Annotated in this window: 17 protein-coding genes and 1 pseudogene; 8 read left to right on the top strand and 10 right to left on the bottom strand. The window is 65.2% G+C overall.

Features of this window, described 5'->3' with window-relative positions; translation table 11 throughout:
- The first annotated feature begins 17 nt into the window (after positions 1-17).
- Complete coding sequence (locus tag IDT60_RS16665; RefSeq protein WP_191079888.1) at positions 18-779, top strand: SDR family oxidoreductase; 762 nt, start codon at positions 18-20, stop codon at positions 777-779.
- Between the two features lie 27 nt (positions 780-806).
- Here IDT60_RS16665 and uraH read toward each other — a convergent pair whose 3' ends face one another.
- Positions 807-1,148, bottom strand: coding sequence for a hydroxyisourate hydrolase (uraH, locus tag IDT60_RS16660; protein WP_191079887.1), 342 nt, complete (start codon positions 1,146-1,148; stop codon positions 807-809).
- A complete protein-coding gene (uraD, locus tag IDT60_RS16655; RefSeq protein WP_191079886.1) occupies positions 1,145-1,642 on the bottom strand; it encodes a 2-oxo-4-hydroxy-4-carboxy-5-ureidoimidazoline decarboxylase in 498 nt (165 codons plus the stop codon). The genes uraH and uraD overlap by 4 nt, the downstream gene beginning before the upstream one ends.
- A 269-nt stretch (positions 1,643-1,911) precedes the next feature.
- Between uraD and IDT60_RS16650 the strand changes: the two genes are divergently transcribed.
- A complete protein-coding gene (locus IDT60_RS16650) occupies positions 1,912-3,315 on the top strand; it encodes an MFS transporter (protein WP_223883769.1) in 1,404 nt (467 codons plus the stop codon).
- Between the two features lie 105 nt (positions 3,316-3,420).
- Here IDT60_RS16650 and IDT60_RS16645 read toward each other — a convergent pair whose 3' ends face one another.
- The 3 genes from IDT60_RS16645 to IDT60_RS16635 all read right to left on the bottom strand — a co-directional run bounded on the left by IDT60_RS16645 (position 3,421) and on the right by IDT60_RS16635 (position 5,848).
- Positions 3,421-4,377 carry a zinc-binding dehydrogenase gene (locus IDT60_RS16645; RefSeq protein WP_191079885.1) on the bottom strand — a complete coding sequence of 319 codons (957 nt, stop codon included), beginning with the start codon at positions 4,375-4,377 and terminating at the stop codon, positions 3,421-3,423.
- A 207-nt stretch (positions 4,378-4,584) separates the two neighbouring features.
- Positions 4,585-4,782, bottom strand: coding sequence for a hypothetical protein (locus IDT60_RS16640; protein WP_164204945.1), 198 nt, complete (start codon positions 4,780-4,782; stop codon positions 4,585-4,587).
- A gap of 220 nt (positions 4,783-5,002) precedes the next feature.
- Positions 5,003-5,848 (bottom strand): CPBP family intramembrane glutamic endopeptidase, encoded by an 846-nt coding sequence (locus IDT60_RS16635; RefSeq protein ID WP_223883768.1) that lies wholly within the window; start codon positions 5,846-5,848, stop codon positions 5,003-5,005.
- Between the two features lie 123 nt (positions 5,849-5,971).
- On the opposite strand from IDT60_RS16635, the gene IDT60_RS16630 reads away from it, so the two are divergent.
- Positions 5,972-6,304: a metalloregulator ArsR/SmtB family transcription factor gene (locus IDT60_RS16630; RefSeq protein WP_164206742.1), complete on the top strand. Its 333-nt coding sequence runs from the start codon at positions 5,972-5,974 to the stop codon at positions 6,302-6,304.
- Between the two features lie 13 nt (positions 6,305-6,317).
- On the top strand, positions 6,318-6,815 hold the full coding sequence (locus IDT60_RS16625; RefSeq protein ID WP_191079884.1) for an SRPBCC domain-containing protein: 498 nt from the start codon (positions 6,318-6,320) through the stop codon (positions 6,813-6,815).
- Between the two features lie 70 nt (positions 6,816-6,885).
- On the opposite strand, the gene IDT60_RS16620 is transcribed toward IDT60_RS16625, so the two are convergent.
- Positions 6,886-7,527, bottom strand: coding sequence for an NADPH-dependent F420 reductase (locus tag IDT60_RS16620; protein WP_191079883.1), 642 nt, complete (start codon positions 7,525-7,527; stop codon positions 6,886-6,888).
- Positions 7,528-7,732: 205 nt separating this feature from the next.
- On the opposite strand from IDT60_RS16620, the pseudogene IDT60_RS23590 reads away from it, so the two are divergent.
- Positions 7,733-8,032 (top strand): annotated as a pseudogene (locus IDT60_RS23590) (VOC family protein); the annotation flags it as partial.
- 110 nt (positions 8,033-8,142) lie between these two features.
- Entirely contained in the window at positions 8,143-8,559 is a 417-nt protein-coding gene (locus IDT60_RS23585) for a VOC family protein (RefSeq protein ID WP_370590700.1), read from the top strand.
- 7 nt (positions 8,560-8,566) lie between these two features.
- Here IDT60_RS23585 and IDT60_RS16610 read toward each other — a convergent pair whose 3' ends face one another.
- From IDT60_RS16610 to IDT60_RS16600, 3 genes are all read right to left on the bottom strand, one after another.
- Complete coding sequence (locus IDT60_RS16610; protein WP_191079882.1) at positions 8,567-9,289, bottom strand: substrate-binding domain-containing protein; 723 nt, start codon at positions 9,287-9,289, stop codon at positions 8,567-8,569.
- Between the two features lie 302 nt (positions 9,290-9,591).
- The gene (locus IDT60_RS16605) at positions 9,592-10,884 is read right to left on the bottom strand and encodes an MFS transporter (RefSeq protein WP_191079881.1); all 1,293 of its coding nucleotides are present in this window, start codon (positions 10,882-10,884) and stop codon (positions 9,592-9,594) included.
- An 18-nt stretch (positions 10,885-10,902) separates the two neighbouring features.
- Positions 10,903-12,135, bottom strand: a complete 1,233-nt coding sequence (locus IDT60_RS16600; protein ID WP_191079880.1) for a M20 family metallopeptidase — start codon at positions 12,133-12,135, stop codon at positions 10,903-10,905.
- A 149-nt stretch (positions 12,136-12,284) separates the two neighbouring features.
- Between IDT60_RS16600 and IDT60_RS16595 the strand changes: the two genes are divergently transcribed.
- Both IDT60_RS16595 and IDT60_RS16590 read left to right on the top strand, forming a co-directional pair.
- On the top strand, positions 12,285-13,316 hold the full coding sequence (locus tag IDT60_RS16595) for an Lrp/AsnC family transcriptional regulator (protein WP_223883998.1): 1,032 nt from the start codon (positions 12,285-12,287) through the stop codon (positions 13,314-13,316).
- 63 nt (positions 13,317-13,379) lie between these two features.
- Positions 13,380-13,970, top strand: coding sequence for a DUF1992 domain-containing protein (locus IDT60_RS16590; protein WP_191079878.1), 591 nt, complete (start codon positions 13,380-13,382; stop codon positions 13,968-13,970).
- On the opposite strand, the gene IDT60_RS16585 is transcribed toward IDT60_RS16590, so the two are convergent.
- Positions 13,967-16,456 carry a transglycosylase domain-containing protein gene (locus IDT60_RS16585; RefSeq protein ID WP_191079877.1) on the bottom strand — a complete coding sequence of 830 codons (2,490 nt, stop codon included), beginning with the start codon at positions 16,454-16,456 and terminating at the stop codon, positions 13,967-13,969. The two genes, IDT60_RS16590 and IDT60_RS16585, sit on opposite strands and share 4 nt — an antisense overlap.
- Positions 16,457-16,587: the final 131 nt, after the last annotated feature.

Raw genomic sequence — 16,587 nt, 5'->3', positions numbered from 1 at the left:
CAGATGAGGAGCTTTCCATGACCACTCCACAGCTGCCCGCACGCATTGCGGTGGTGACCGGGGCCGGTTCCGGGATTGGCCGGGAAGTGGCCCGGCAGATGCTGGCCGACGGCTACCGGGTGGCCCTTGCCGGGCGCCGGGAGGCCCCGCTGCTGGACACGGCGGACGGCCATCCGGAAGCGCTGGTGGTGCCGTGCGACGTCACCCGGCCCGACGACGTCGAGCACCTGTTCGGCAGCGTCGTCCGGCGGTGGGGGCGGGTGGATGTCCTGTTCAACAATGCGGGTGTGTTCGGCCCGGCGGCGTCGGTGGACGAGATCAGCCTTGCGCAGTGGGAGGAGGTCCTGGCCGTGAACCTGACCGGCTCCCTGCTGTGCGCCGGCGCGGCGGTCAGGGCCATGAAGGCCCAGGTCCCGCAAGGCGGCAGGATCATCAACAACGGGTCCATTTCGGCCCACTCGCCGCGGCCCCGGACGGTGGCCTACGCCGTCACCAAGCACGCCATGAGTGGCCTGACCAAAAGCATCGAGCTGGACGGGCGGGCCTTTGGCATCACGTGCGGGCAGATAGACATCGGGAATACCGCCACCGACATCATGGACACTATTGGCGTTGGTTCCGGCGCGCTCCAGGCTGACGGCTCGCGGAAGGTCGAGCCGATGTTCCCCGTGGCGGACGCAGCCCGGGCGGTGCTGATGATGGCGGGCATGCCGGCCTCGGCAAGTGTCGGGTCCGTGGTGATTACGGCAGCGGGAATGCCGTTCATCGGGCGGGGCTGACATCGGGCGGGGCTGAGCGGGACCGGCTCAGCTGCCCCGGTAAGTGGAGTAAGCGAACGGGCTGAGCAGCAGGGGCACGTGGTAGTGCGCTTCGCTCTCTGCCAGGCTGAACGTGAGGGCCACCTCCGGGAAGAAGGCTTGTGTGCCGTTGGCGGCAAAGTACTTTCCCGTGTCGAAGACCAGCCGGTAGGTCCCGGAAGCAAGCCGTTCAGGCCCAAGTTCCTTGATGCGCCCGTCAGCGTCCGTGAGGCCTTCCGCGAGCCGGACCCAGCGTTCGCCGTCGGGTTCCTGGAGGATGACCGGGACGCCCGCAGCCGGCCGGCCGGACGCGGTGTCAAGGACATGGGTGGTGACGTGGGAGGTGCTCATGTGCCCATCAGCCCTTCGAGCCGGAGTACCGCGATTTCCCGCAACTGCCGGCCAATGATTGGTTCTTCGTGTTCCGGGGTGTTGGCGAGCCGCGTGGTGAGCGCGGCGAGGATCTCCGCCCGGCTGCGGCCGGCCGCCCGGATCAGGAAGACCCGCCCAAATTTCCTTTCGTAGGCCTGGTTGCCTTCCGCCAAAGCGTCCTCGACGGCGGCATCGGCCGCCCCCAGCCCGGCCTGCTCTGACCTGGACAGCCTGGCCTCGGCGCTGTCGCCCTGTGCGCGCTCGCCGATCCTTGGATGGCGGGCCAGCGCCGCCTCGATTTCCGTGCGGGTAAACGGGTCAGCTGCGTCGTTCGCGGCAGCCAGGAGTTCCGCAAGGCTGGAGTACGGCCTGCCGTCGGCGAGCTCATCAAGCCACCGGGGGATGTCCAGGCAGGGGCGAAGGAAATCGACAGCCTCCCGCCGGCCGGCCGCATTGAACTCTTCGAGCTGCATCGTTTCAGCATATGTACCCAGGGCCGGGGTGTCTGTTCCTGCCGGGCCGGACGGAATGCGAGCCATAACAGCAGGTGGGCAGTATTTAGACCTCTGGAATATCAATCAAGCCTGAATTAGTATTTCCCATTGCCGAATCGGTGCCATAAGGTTGCGGATGTCGCTGACGTGATGCCCGGCACATCGTGCGGTTGTCAGCCACCGTAATTCCCGGGCTACCCACGCCCCCACGGCTACCAAGGCCAAAGATATGTGAAAGAGAGTCACCGTTGACTAAAGCTGCCTATAACGTCCAGGACGTTATCGACAACACGCCCATGGGGGTGAAGCGCTGGTCCGTCATCGCCCTGTGCTTCATTGTTGCCCTGCTGGACGGTTTTGATACCCAGTCCATCGCCTTCATCGGCCCGGCCATCGCCGAGGATTTCGGCCTGCAGGCCACGGACATGACCTGGGTGATCACCGCCAGCACCATCGGCATGTGCGCCGGGGCCATGACGCTGGGCACTTTCGGTGACCGGATCGGCCGCAAGAAGACGATCCTCCTAGCGCTAGCCCTCTTTGGCGTCTTTTCCCTGGCCGGTGCCTTCGCCCAGACGCTCGAACAGATCATCGTCCTCCGGTTCCTGATCGGCCTCGGCATGGGCGGCGCAACGCCGGCACTCCTGGCCCTGACGGCGGAGTTCAGCCCGAAGGCCCGCCGCGGAACGTTTATGACCCTGGTGCTGCTTGGCCTCCCGGGCGGCGCGCTGCTCGGCGGCCTGGTGGCGGCGGCCTGGCTCCCCGTGATGGGCTGGCGCGGCATCTTCCTGGTGGGCGGCGTGCTTCCGCTGGCGCTGCTCCTCGTGTGCCTCAAAATGCTCCCCGAGTCCCCGGTGTTCCTGGCTACCAAGCTGACGCCCGCTGCCCAGGCCCAGGCGCGCAAAATCATGGCTGCCATCTCCGGAAAGCCGGTTGATCCGGACGTCGAGCTTGTCACTGAAGACAAGAAGGAGGAAAAGAGCTCCATCTCGGCACTGTTCTCCGCCAAGTACCGCATGGTCACCATCGCCGTCTTCGCCACGTACCTGCTGAACTGGATCGCCTGGTACCTGCTGCTGCTCTGGATGCCTACCGCCCTGAAGACGCTGGGTCTGGCAGCCTCACAGGCGGCCATGGGCACCGTGACCGTCAACGGCGCCTTCATCCTCTTCGCCATTCCGCTGTCCATCATCCTGCCCAGGGTCAACCCCCGGAAGCTGCTGCTGGCCATGTTCGGCGCGGGAATCCTCGTGGCGCTGGGCCTGGGCCTGGCCGGTTCCAACTTCGCCCTGGTGTTCATCCTGATCGGCCTGGCCGGCTTCGGCATCGGCGGGCAGCAGTTGGCCCTGAACTACCTGATTGCGAATGCCTACCCAACCCAGTTGCGCGCCACGGCAACCGGCTGGGGCATCGGCATCGGCCGCCTCGGCTCCATTGTGGGCTCAGCCCTTGGCGGGCTCATCCTGGCCGGCTTTGGCGCCTCGGGCTACTTCATGACCCTGGCCGTGCCGCTGGTGCTCGCCGCCCTGGCCACCCTGCTGGTGCGCAACTCCGTTGCAGCCGCCGCGGTGGAGACCGCGGCAGTAGAAACCGCGGCTGCCGAGGTCGAAAGCGGACCGTCGGCACCGCTGGAGCGTGAACCTGCCCGCTAAGCCCGCGTAGGCGCGGCTGCCGCAGGGGGCAGCTTTAACGGAAGCGGACGACGCCGGGAGGTCCCGGCGTCGTCCGCTTCCGTTTTGCCTGAGGTGCTGGGGAACCTAGTCCTGGTATACCGCGATGAAGCGGCCCACAACGCCGCCCGTGCGCAGCTTGTCGATTGCCTCCGGGATGTCCGCCTGGGTGATGAGGTTCATCGGCGGGTTCAGCTGGCCCGACTTCATCAGGGCGTAGAGGTTCTCGAGGTCTTCCTTGGTGCCCGACTTGGAACCCTTGATGGAGAGCTGGTTGACGATCAGCGGGTAGGTGTTAATGGTGGCTTCGAGGCGGCCCATGCCCACCTGCACCAGCGTGCCGAACTCGGCGAGCGTCTCGAGCGCGGCGGCCGTGGTGCTGCCGAAGCCGGCGTAGTCAACGATCAGGTCGAGGTTCTTGTCCTTGAAGGCCTCGATGGAGTCGGCGACTCCTGCCAGGCCGATCTCGTCGGCGAGCTTCTGGGTCTCGGGGTTCACCTCGGCGCCGTAGACCTCCGCGCCGGCGATGACGGCGACGCGTGCCCCGATGTAGCCGAGGCCGCCCAGTCCGATCACGCCCACCTTCATGCCCGCCTTGGCTCCGCCAACAGCCATGATGGCGTGGTATGCGGTGAGCCCGGCGTCAGTTGCCATGGCCCCGAGCTCAAACGAGACCTCGTCGGGCAGCTTCACCAGGTTGTCGTCCGTGGCGAGCAGCTTGGGGCCGAAGCCGCCGTCCCACTTGCCGTAGCCAATGGCGTCGCCGTCGCTCATCACGGGGGAGAGGCCCACCCGGTCGCCGACCTTCCAGTGGTTCATGCCTTCGCCCACCCCGGTGATGACACCGGCGTTCTCGTGGCCCATGGTGCGGGGAAGAACCGGGAACAGCGGCATCCACCCGGCGTCGTCAATGGCGGTGACGTCAGAGTGGCATACGCCTGCGGCCTTGACGCTGACAACCACCTGGCCCGGACCCGCCGTGGGTTCGGCCACCTCGTTGAGTGCCAGCGGGTTATTGGTTCCGGTGAACTGCCATGCCTTCATGGGGCGTCTCCTTAAGCTCTTTTGTGAAATCACTTCATGCATATGCATGCACTTATGCTTACTGTACGCCAGTTCCCGGCGGGTGGACCCCGAACGTGACGGGGTCGTCAGGAGGGTGTGCCCCGGGGCACACAAAAGAAGCGGACGGCCGCTGGAACCCGATGGGGTCCCGGCGACGTCCGCTTCTTTGGTTTTGGTGTGGAGCCGTTAGACGGTGACGAGCTGGCGGTCGTCGCTGCGGACGGTCAGCGTGAAGGTGTTCGGGCCGCTGGCGTGGACCGCGATGCGGCACTTGGTGGTGTTTGCCTTGGCAGAAAGGTCCTGCGCTGCAGCGTCAAGGGTGTGATCGACCGCGGTGCGGTCCCAGATTTTGAGGGTCACAGAGTGGCTGGAATCAAACGTCATTGTCAGTACTTTCGCTCTAGCAGTTGACGGCCCGGTCATCCTTGATAAGGCCGCATCCTCGTCGGTGAGGATTGCTGGTTTAGGTGTGCGGGGCACGGGGCCCTTACTTCATGGTTCATGGTGAGCCGGGGCTGTGGCAACCAAAACGGCGAAAGTGTGATGGATTCCACGTTCGTGTCGTGCGCCTGTTACGCCGGTTCAGGGGCGCCGGCGAGGGTGCTCAGTAAACAAAAATGTCGATCCACGCGCGGTTGTGCGCGTGCAGCAGGACCAGGAACAGCACAAAGTCGAAGAGCAGGTGGATGGCCACGATGTAGGTCAGTGAGCGGGTGAGCGTAAAGAGCTTCGCCTGGAGCAGCGCGAACGGGAAGATGAAAAACGGCGCCCACGCGTGGAACCCGAGCTCCCAGAGGAATGACGTAAAGAGGACCGCCTGGAGCAGGTTGGCCTGCCAGTCGGGGAGGTGCCGGCGCAGGAGCGTGAACGCGGTGCAGATGAAGAACAGCTCGTCCCAGATACCTAGCGCGTTGGTGCCCAGGAACAGCCTGCCGATGCCCTCCGGATCGCTGACGGCCGGCCAGTTCTGATAGACGCCCGTGCTGATCATGTAGACAGGGAGCACCGCATAGCCCAGCGCCGGGACGGCCAGCAGGTACCACTTCTCGGCGCGGGTCCAGCGCTCACCGGTCCGAAGGGGGAAGCCGATGGCATGGTCCTTGGTGGCGAAGCGGGAGACCAGGTACGGAATGCCGACAGCCACGATCATGGCCGTGCCCATGACCAGCATGTGCCCGGTGCTGATGTCCGTGGTGATGGGGACGGCGCTCATGGCCGTCAGGCCCACGCCGATCAGGGCGAGGTCGAGCAGCAGGCGGCGGCTGATGAATCCGGCCAGTAGCAGGGCGGCGCCGAGGAGGATAAGTCCGACGAGCCGGTTTTCCAGGGCAAAGAGGGTAAAGCCCGACGCCGATACGAGCGTTGCCGGAATCAGCCGCAGCGATGTGCCGGCCGGCCTTGTGGCGGGGCCCGGCCTGACGTCGGATTCTGGTTTGGAGCGCTGGCTCATGCTGGCCTCCGTGGACGGACTCGGGCTGGCGGTGCTGGGTGGTTCCTCCAGCTTACCCGGGGCGCCCCGGCGTCTCTCTGAAAACCTTGACGCGCGTGCATGGCAGGCGTATCGTACAACCAAATGGTTGTATATCAGCTCAGTGATGCGGACGTTGACCGCCTGTTCCAGGCCCTCGCGGACGCTACCCGCCGGGACATCGTCCGGCGGGTGACCCTGGCGGAGTATTCCGTCTCCGGCCTTGCTGCGCTCTACGCCATGAGTTTCGCCGCCGTCCAGAAGCATGTGGCGGTGTTGGAGCGCGCTTCCCTGGTCACCAAGGAGAAGCGCGGAAGGGAGCAGATCGTGCGGGGCAACCACGACGGTTTGGCGAAGGCCCGCCGGCTGCTCGATGAGTATGAGGCGATCTGGCTGCAGCGGGCCGATCGGATCGCGGACATTCTGGCTGAAGGATAAGGAAGGTACGGCAATGCCTGTTATCAGTTCCACCAAGAATCTCGAGGCACTCAGCCTCACCCTCGTCGCCGAGTTCGACGCCGCCGTCGAACGCGTCTGGCAGATCTGGGAAGACCCCCGGCAGCTTGAGCGCTGGTGGGGCCCGCCCAACTATCCGGCCACGTTTGACCGGTTCGACTTCCAGCCCGGAGGAAAGGCCGACTACTACATGACCACCCCGGAAGGCGAGAAGCCGCGGGGCTGGTGGAAATTCAGAACCATTGAGGCGCCGCGCAGGCTCGAATTTGATGACGGCTTCGCTGACGAATCCGGAGTGCCCGTGGATGCCATGGGCAGCGCCCATGCCGCTGTTGACCTTGAGGACATGGGTGGCCGCACCCGCATGACCATCATGTCCACTTTCGATTCCGAAGAGCAGATGGAAGAGATGGTCAAGATGGGCATGGAGGAAGGCATGAAGGAGGCTCTGGGCCAGGTCGATGCAATCCTCGCCGAGCACGCCCGCACCTGAGCCTTTGTGGCGACTTGGGTCAGCCGGCGACGGGTGCTACTTGGTGACCGGTGCTACTTGGTGGCCGGTGCTACTTGGTGACCAGGAGTCCGGTGTCCCAGTTGAAATCCTCGAACGCCGGGTTGGCCTGCATGGTCATGAGGACGAACTGGAAGCCCTCGAGTTCGCGGGAACGCTTGAGCGGCCCGACTGCCAGTGGGCGCATGCCGGCCGCGCTGACAAAGGTGCTTACCGCCTCGGTTGCGGCGGCGTCGTCACCGGTGATGAAGACGTCCAGCGGCTGGCCGCCTGATTCGCCTGCCACAAGCGTGCCCGCGAAGGTGGTGTTGAAGGCCTTGACCACGTTGGCGCCGGCCGGAGCCAGGGCTGCGATTTCTTCAGCGGCCGAGGAGCCCGGGGCCACGACCAGGGAATCGAAAGTCTCGAAGTCGACCGGGTTGGTGATGTCCACGATGGTCTTGCCCGCGAGCTGGTCGCCGTACGCGGTGACCACTGATTTGGCGGCTTCGAACGGGACGGCGAGGATCACGATGCTGCCCTGCGGGGCGCTGGCGGTGGTGCCGAACGTGACGCCGGCGCCGAGTTCCGTGGCGAGCGCCTGGGCCTTGGCGGCATCCTGGCCGAGGATCTCGACCTGCTTGCCTGCTGCGACGGCGCGGGTGGCGATGCCACGGGCCATGTTGCCGTTACCGATGATGGTGATGTCAGTCATGGTGTTCTTCTTTCCGAAAAGGCGGGCGAGGAGGGTTTTCATCAGATTCTGTTCTGCTGGAGGATTCTGCCGGGAGCGCGATACTTGAAGCTACAACTAAATATAGTCCCGTAAAGTTGAAGAGTCAAGTATTTTCTTCCAGTTATTTTGGGGTACCGGGCCCGGTCATGGCTCGGTAGGCTTGCCCCATGCACGGGAGCGAGCCATGACCCAGCGAAGCTATCCGGAGGGCGTGCCCTCCTGGATCGACACCCGGCAGCCTGATGTCCGGGCAGCCGCTGACTTCTACGGCGGGCTGTTTGGCTGGACGTTCGAGGAGGCCATGCCGCCAGGCGCGCCGGGTACCTACCTCATCGCCAAGCTGGACGGCAGGGATGTCTGCGGGCTGACCGGCACGGAGGGCGATGCCGCGGCCTGGAGCACGTACATTGCCGTGGACGACGCGGATGCCGCAGCCCGGCGGCTGGCGGCCGCCGGTGCCACCGTGGTGTCAGCGCCCGCCGATGCCGGAGAGGGCGGCCGCGGTGCCGTGCTCACCGATCGCCAGGGAATTGAATTCCAGATCTGGCAGGCCAGGCGGCGGCTGGGTGCGCAGGCGGTCAACGAACCCGGATCGTGGAACTTCAGCGACTCCACACGTCCGACATTGGTGCGGCCATGGCGTTCTACCGGGAAGCGTTCGGCTGGGAGTTCGACGACCTGGGCTTCGGGACGATGGTCCGCAGGCCGGGCTATGGCGACCACCTCGAGGCCACAACCGATCCGGACATCAGGCAGCGGCAGGCTGACGTAAACACGCCGCCCGGATTCGAGGACGCGGTCGCCTGGTTCGCACTTGCCGCCCCGGGTGAACCGCCACACTGGCACGTCGCCTTCGCCGTGGCCGACCGGGACCGGACGGTCGCTGACGCAAAGCGGCTCGGTGCCCGGATCCTCAGCGAGGACGACACCGAGTGGACACGCGCCGCGTTGATCCGCGACCCGCAGGGAGCGGAATTCACCGCCAGCCAGTTCACGCCGCCGTCGGGCTGAATACGCCTTAGGCAGTTTCCAGTCCGTTGGCCTCGTAGGCCGCCCTGGCTTCGGGGCCATGCAGGAAGTCGCGCAGCTCCGCGGCGCCCGCAGGCTGGTCCGCCATCAGGGACGCAGGGGTGCCCAGCGCCGTCGAGAAGTCCGTGTACTCCTGGATGGCCTCCGGAAGCGGGCCGATGATGGCGGCCTCCGGCACGAGGATAAGTTCGCTGAGCTGGTGGATGGCGAGGTCGGCGCGGCCGTCCAGCAGCGCCAATGCCGTTGGTCCTGAATCGACCACGGTGGCCTTGGCTTTGACCTGCTCCGCAATCCCGAGCCGTTCCAGCAGTCCGGCGAAGTAGATACCGCTGGGTCCGCTGCGGGAGTAGGCCACCGAGCGGGCGCTGGTCACCGCGCTTACGAACGCTTCCACGCTGCTGATGTCCGGGATCGCTGCCTCCGGCGCAACGGCAACGCCGACGCCGGTCCGGGCAACGGGCTTGGGGTCCGCCACAACACCGGCCGTCACGAGGTCCGCCAGCGAGCCGGTGATCCCAACCATCACATCCGGCCGGGCCCCCGACTCGATCCGCGTCAGCAGCCGGAACGTTGGCTCATAGACGGCCTCGACCGGTGGCCCGCCGGCCCGGAGGTACGCGCGCAGGATGGTGCCCTCGACTGCCTGTTTGAGCGCAAAGGCGCAGAACAGCGTGAGGGGCCGGGCGTCGCGGCTGGCACGGTGGGCGTTCATGTGGGTCCTCAAAAGTAGGGCGCGGTGCCTAAAGTACCGCGCGCTCCCTCAAGACTTACCCTGTGGGAGCGCACGCTGATAACTGTGACGCCCGGCCCGATATTGCCCGCCTGAAGATTGTCCGCCCCGGAGCCAAGCATGACGCTCTCTCACTTAATGTCGGTTTTACCGGAACCCTCTCTCACTTTCTTGAAGAAAGTGAGAGAGGGTTGCTGTTTTTCCCGCATCAAGTGAGAGAGCGTTGGTGATCAAGCCTCGGGTGAGGCGACGGCTGGCAAAGATCAGACAAACAGATCAGAGAATCAGTGGGTCAGGTCCTTGCCCTTCGTTTCGGGGATGGTGAACACAAACGCGATGCTGATGACGAGCAGGATCACCGCGTAGACGTTGAACAGGTTGGGCTGCCCGATGGAACCGAGCCAGGCCTGCAGATACGGTGCGGTGCCGCCGAAGAGGGCCACGCAGATGGAGTAGGGGACGCCTACTCCGACGGTACGGATCTTGGTGGGGAACAGTTCAGCGTAAACGGCCGGGACGATCGCTGCGCTGCCGGCGATGAAGAACAGCATCACGGACATGGTGACGGCGAGTTGCCAGGGGGAGTCCTTGAGCAGCCACGTCATGGGGAAATGGAGCAGGGCGGCGCCCGCGGCGCTCATGATCATGACGGGCTTGCGGCCGATCCGGTCCGACAGCCTGCCCCAGAACGGCAGGGCGGCGATGAACAGGACGTTGGCGATCACGCTGGCCCAGAGGGCTTCGCCGCGGTCCATCTTCAGGACCGAGGACGCATAGCTGGGGGTCACGACGCCCCAGATGTAGTAGGAGACAGTCAGGCCGACGGTCAGGCCGATGACCTGCAGGGCCTGCTTGCGGTGCTTGTAGATCTGCGGCCACATGGGCTCGTGCTTTTCCTTGGGTGATTCTGCTTCGAAGGCCGCCGTTTCCTTCATGCGGGCCCGCATCAGCAGCGCGTAGAGGCCCAGTGCGCCACCGATCAGGAATGGGATCCGCCAGCCCCAGGCGTTCATGTCGGACGTGCTCAGGACGTTGGACAGGATGGCGCCGAGCATGGTACCGGCCAGGATGCCCGCCGTGCCCGAGGTGTAAATCAGGGTTGCCCAGAAGCCGCGCTTTTCCTTGGGCGCCATCTCGGAGAGGTAGGTCTGCGACGACGGCAGCTCGCCGCCGTGGGCCAGGCCCTGGATGAGCCGGGCCACCAGCAGCAGGACGGAGGCGAAAGCTCCCACCACTTCAAAGGTGGGGGCGATGCCGATCAGCAGGCTGCCGAGGGCGGCGAGGCCCACTGCAAAGGTCATCGAGGTCTTGCGGCCGATGCGGTCGCCGATCCAGCCGAACACAAATCCGCCGAAGGGCCGGGCAACGAAGCCCACGGCGAAGATCGCCAAGGTGGCCAGGAAGGCCGACGTCGGGTCCGCCTTGCTGAACAGGGCACTGGCAATGAAGGGTGAGAACGTGGCGTAGATGGCCCAGTCGTACCATTCAACGGCGTTGCCGATGCCGGTGCCGACGAGCGTCCGCAGGTGGGACTTGTGTACCTGGACGTCAGCTGGGACGCCTGCAGTTGTGGTCATGGTGTGCTCCGGGAGGTTCTAGTGGGCCGAGGCCAGGGCTGCGATGCGGGAGACGGCCAGCTCTGTATAGAGCGCAGTTCCGTCGGAGAGGACGCCGTCGTCAAAAGTGGCGTACGGGGAGTGGTTGAAGGCAGTGGCGTTATGGTCTGCTCCGGGGGCGACGGCGCTGAGGCCGATGAACGTTCCCGGTACTTCGGCGAGGACCCTGGAGAAGTCCTCGGAGCCGCCGAGCGGAGTGGCCCAGCGGGAGAGGCGCGAGGTTCCAAAGAGATTCTCAATGGTCTTCTCGGCTGTATGTGTCTCGTCAACATCGTTGATGGTGGCGGGATATTCGTGACGGTAGTCTACGTCCACCTCCAGCCCGTGGGCAGAGGCGATCCCCTTCAGCAGTGTGGGGACGGCGGTCATCATTCGTTCCCGGGAGGATTCCGAGAACGTGCGGATGGTCGCTTCGATGCTGGCTGATTCCGGAATGATGTTGCGCTTGGTGCCGGCCTGGAGGACGCCCACCGTCAGGACAACCGGATCGAAGACGTTGAACTGGCGGGTGATCATGACCTGCAGGGCGGTCACCATTTCGGCTGCCGCGGTCACCGGATCCTTGGCAATATGCGGCGCCGAGCCGTGGCCGCCTGCGCCCAGTACAGTGACGGTGAGCGCGTCTGACGCGCTGAGCATCACCCCTGACTTGGTGGCAAACCGGCCGTGGGGCTCCAAGGCCGAAAAGACGTGCATCCCGTAAGCGGCATCAACCCGGCGGCCTGCCGCGTCCAGCACACCCTCGGCAATCATGTGGGATGCACCGTCCCAGCCTTCTTCACCCGGCTGGAACATCAGGACAACGTCGCCGGCCAGCTGGTCCCGGCGCTCGGCCAGCAGGGTGGCCGCCCCCGCGAGCATGGCAGTGTGGAGGTCGTGGCCGCAGGCATGCATGGCGCCCTCAACCTTGGACGAGAACTCCACCCCCGTCCGTTCCTGCACGGGAAGGCCGTCCATATCGGCGCGGAGGAGGACCGCCGGCTTCGCCTCAGGTTTCGCGGCAAGCGCAGAAGGTGCGGTGCCCCGCAGGACCGCCGTGACCGACGTCGTGGTCTTGCCCAGGGTGATTTCGAACGGCAGGCCGTCAAGCGCCTTGAGGACCTTTTCCTGGGTCCGGGGCAGCTGCAGGCCGGTCTCGGGTTCCTGGTGCAGCCCACGACGAAGCTGGACAAGCTCTGCCTGCAGCTCCTGGGCGTCGGCGGTTATTGACATCTTCTCTCCTTCTGGAAATGCGGCCTTTGTTGCTCTGCTGTCCATTGTGGGGTGACGTGGTTCACAGGCGCCGAACTAACTGGAAAAAATCAAAAGTATGCTGGGAAATGCAGAATTCATTCAATGCAACGGAAGGTTGGTGCGAAGTGATGCTCAGTGAAGAGGACCTGGCCCTCATCAACGTCCTGCAGGTGACGCCCCGCATCAGCTGGTCCGACGCGGCGGAGGTGCTGGGGGTACATGCCACCACGCTGGCCGCGCGCTGGGACAAGTTGAAGGCTGCGGGCGCTGCCTGGACCACCGCACACCTGATTGGCGATCCCAAACAGATGTGCTTGGCGCTGGTGGATGTGGACTGCGAAATGCGGCTGCGCGCCGAAGTCACCGCCGAGCTGGCCGCCATCCCGGACGTGGTCACGGTGGAGGAAGCCGCGAGCAACAGGGACCTCATGCTGACGGTCATTTCGCCCACGTTGGAGCAGTTCACGGACCACGTTCTGCCCCGGTTCAAGGAAATCCCGGGACTGCTGAAATACCGCACCTCGCTGGGCACCCGCCTGCACTCCGCCGGCCATGTGTGGCGGCTGAACGCGCTGGATCCCGCGCAGCAGAATGCCTTGCAGGCACTGGTTGGCCAGGATACGGCCCATGCGGGACCGCGCTCCGGCGGCCCGCTGCCGCCAAGCCACATGGACCTGATTCCGTTCCTGGCGCGTGACGGGAGGGCGAGCGCAGCCGACATTGCCCGGAGCCTGGGCCGAAGCCCGGCGACGGTGCAGCGGCAGCTGAACAGGGTCATATCCAGCGGCCTGCTGACCTTCCGGTGCGACATTGCGCAGAACCTCTCCGGCTACCCGGTGAGCTGCCAGTGGTTCGCCAACGTCCCGCCCGGCCAGCACGAGGCTGCCGCAGCGGAACTTCGCAGCCTCCGGACAGTCCGGCTCAACGCATCCACCAGCGGGAGGACTAACTTCGTCATCCTCATGTGGCTCAAGTCGCTGGCGGATGTCATGAACGCCGAACTGGCCCTCCAGCAACGCATTCCGGAGATTGAGCTCGTGGAAAGCGCCGTAATCCTCAGCAGGGCCAAGCGGATGGGCTGGATGCTGAACCCGGATTCGACGGCGAGCGGCGCGGTGGTTGTAGCCGACGCCGGGGTGCCGGCCCTGGGGCTTCCCTGACCGCCGCTGCCTTAGGAATACTGGAAACCTGGGGAATGAGGCGGACTGGGAGGCAGCGGGGCGATGGGCGGGTCAGGCGAACTTCGACGGCGGCTGGAACGTGGGGCGGAGCTGCGCTCCTACCGCGGAGCGGGCATCAGTGCCGATGAGGAAGCCGAACTTGAGGCGGCAGAGGCGAAGGAGCGAGAGAAGCGCAAGAAGGTGGACGATGCCCGGCGGGTGGAATACCTGATCAGGGACGCCATGGCGCAGGGAAAGTTCGACAACCTCAAATACGCGGGCAAACCCATCCCGGGACTGGGTGAGGCTTACGATCCCGACTGGTGGGTCAAAGGCCTGATCCAGCGTGAGAATCTCAGCGGACTGGGTCCCAAAGCCATTCTGCTCCGCACCGAGGACGCCGAACTGGACGGCCGGCTCGATGCCCAGTTCACAGAAAAGCAGGTCCGTGACCTCCTTGCGGACTTCAACGCCCGGGTCATTGACGCCCGGCGCCAGCTCCAGGGCGGCCCGCCCGTCATTACCAAAACGCGGGACGTGGACGCCGAAGTGGCCCGGTGGCACGAGCGGCGCGCGGCCCGCGCCCTGGCCGCCCGGCCGGAGCCGGAGCCGAAGCGCTCCTGGTGGCAGCGGCTCTGGCGCGGAACAACTTAGCGCCTGCCTCCCTGGAAGCCGGCATCAGGCGGCAGGTCCGGCGGGAGCGGCGGCTCGGACGGGTCCGGCTCGGGTTCAGGATCGGGCTCCGGCTCCGGCTCCGGCTCGGGTGCCGGCGGGGCCGGTTCAGGAACGGGAGCAGGTGCCGGCTCGGGAGCGGGGGCGGGCGGCGGCGCTGGTGCAGGCGGCGGTTCGGGTGCCGGAGCCGGTGATTCCGGAGCCGGTGGTGCCGGAACCGGTGATTCCGGAGCCGGGACCGGGTCCGGGGCAACGGCTGCCGGGGCAGCAGGAGGGGGCGCAACCCAGGGGGTGGTGGGCGCGACCGGAGCGTAGTAGGTCGGTTTCATCATGGCAGCCGGTGGCGGCGGGAACGGGTTCGCCGGATACAGCGGAGCCGCCTTCAACATGTAATTGACCCATTGCGGCCCGGCAATCATCCAGCCATCCAGCCGGGGGTAGAAGGTCCCGTTGATGGTGACGTTCTGGCCGGAACGTTTCTGGCCCTCCAGCGCATCACCAAAGAAGGACGCGGTGGACAGGCCCGACGTGTATCCCACTACCCACGTGGATCCGTTGTTGTTCGAGGTGCCGGTCTTGGCGGCAGTCGGCATCTTGTCGTGGATCTTCGGGTTGATCCAGAAGCCGGAGCCCTTGACCAGCACATCCTGCAGCACCGAGTTGACGCCCCGGGCAACGTCAGGCTTCACAGCGTCCCGGCATTCGACGTTCTGGGCCGGGAGCTTGCCCCCGGTGGCATCGATGATTTCCACGAGGGCTATGGGGTTGCAGTACTTCCCGTCGCTCGCGAATGTGGCGAACGCGTTGGCCATATGCAGGGGTGCCACGCCGATGGCGCCCAGCAGGTTGCCCAGCTGGTGCATGTTGATCGGGGCGCCATCCAGCCCGCTGTGCAGGCCTACTGCGTCGACCATTTTCTGGATGCCGCAGAAGTCCAGCTGGGTTGCGGAGGCGAAGGTGGCGGTGTTGATGGAGTTGTACAGCCCGTAATTTATGGGCATTTTGCGGTAGAAGCCCTCTTCGGCGTTCTGCAGGTCATCGGCAGCGCCCAGTTCAGGATTGTTCTGTGCCGTGCTGTAGGCGCCCATCACCTTTCCGCAGCTGGACCGCCACGGGAATCCCAGCGGGTAGACCCGACGGGAAGCGTCCACTTCTGCCGTGATTGACTTGCCTTCATTCAGCCACTCAGCGAACGTAAACGGCTTCATGGTGGACCCGGGCTGGAAGCCACCGGCTCCGTTGAGGTCATTGCCCTGGGGATCCCTGGCATCAACGTTGAAGTTCAGGTGGGTATCGAACTTCCCGGGTTCGGCCAGGAATACAGTGTTCTGCGCCATGGCCAGGATCTTGCCGGTGCCCGGCTGCACGGTGGTCAGGGCGGCTCCCCATCGGTCCGGGTTGGGACCCGCCGTACCGTCCACCTGAGCCTGGGCCGCTGCCTGCAGCCTGCTGTCCAAGGTGGTGGTGATGGTCAGGCCGCCGCGGTAGAGCTTTCGCTGCCGTTCGATCAGGCTCGTTCCGAAGGCGGGGTTGTTGAGGATCAGGTGTGAGATGTAGTCGCAGAAATAGGGTGCCATGGTGGCATTAGCGCAGCCCTGCCGCTCCGGACTGATCTTCAGTTCGATGGGGGTGGCCACGGCCTCGTCGTGCTGGACCTGGGTGATCTTGTCCAGTTTGAGCATCTCGTCGAGCACCTGGTTGCGGCGGGCCATCGAATTTTCCGGGTTGATGGCGGGGTTGTAGAAGGTGGGGCTGTTGACCAGCCCGGCCAGCAATGCTGCCTGCGGAAGGGTCAGGTCTTTGGCGGTGCTGCTGAAGAAATACCGGGAAGCGGCCTCGATTCCGTAGGCGTCACTGTTGAAGAACACGATGTTCAGGTAACCCTCAAGGATCTGTTCCTTGGTGAACTTCTTTTCCAGCGCGACGGCCAGCTTCATCTCCCGCAGTTTGTCGCCCATGTCCTTCTGGCCGCTCAGGATCACCTCATCCCGTTTGTCCTGCGAGAGCCGTGCTTCGTTGATGACGTTGGTGACGTATTGCTGGGTGATGGTGGAGGCGCCTTGCCGCCCGCCGGAGGTCACGTTGGACACGAGCGCCCGCACGATGCCCTGGGGGTCGATGCCGGCGTGGGCATAAAAGCGGCTGTCCTCGATGGCCACCACGGCGTCTTTGATGTACGGGGACATCTGGTCCAGCGGAATCCGGACCCTGTTCTCGGCATAGAACGTGGCGATTGGCTGACCGTCGGCGGTGAGGACCTTGGTGGATTGCGACGGCGGCTGAACGGTGAGTTCCTCGGGGAGGCTGTCGAAAAATCCTATGGACGTGCGGACCCCGAGGCTGGCGGCCGCCACGGCCGGGACTATCAGGCTGGCAGCCAGGACGCCGCACAGGGCGCTCGCGATGAAGAACCCGAGGATCCTTGCCAAGGTCCCGGCCGTCCCATGCCCGCGATTCTTCGTCGCCATTGATCAGCCCTCAAGCTAGCAGCGTTTGAACAGGATACGCCGCAGGGGCTGCCGCAGCCAGAGGCTGGATGAACTGATGCCAAGCCGCAATTTCCCAGCGACTTTCCGGAATACCTCTTGTCGAACCGATA

The organism is Pseudarthrobacter sp. BIM B-2242, from assembly GCF_014764445.1.
Classification (GTDB): Bacteria; Actinomycetota; Actinomycetes; order Actinomycetales; family Micrococcaceae; genus Arthrobacter; species Arthrobacter luteus_A.
The sequence above is the reverse complement of the archived record's forward strand: the minus strand, read 5'-3'. Positions and strand labels throughout refer to the sequence as shown.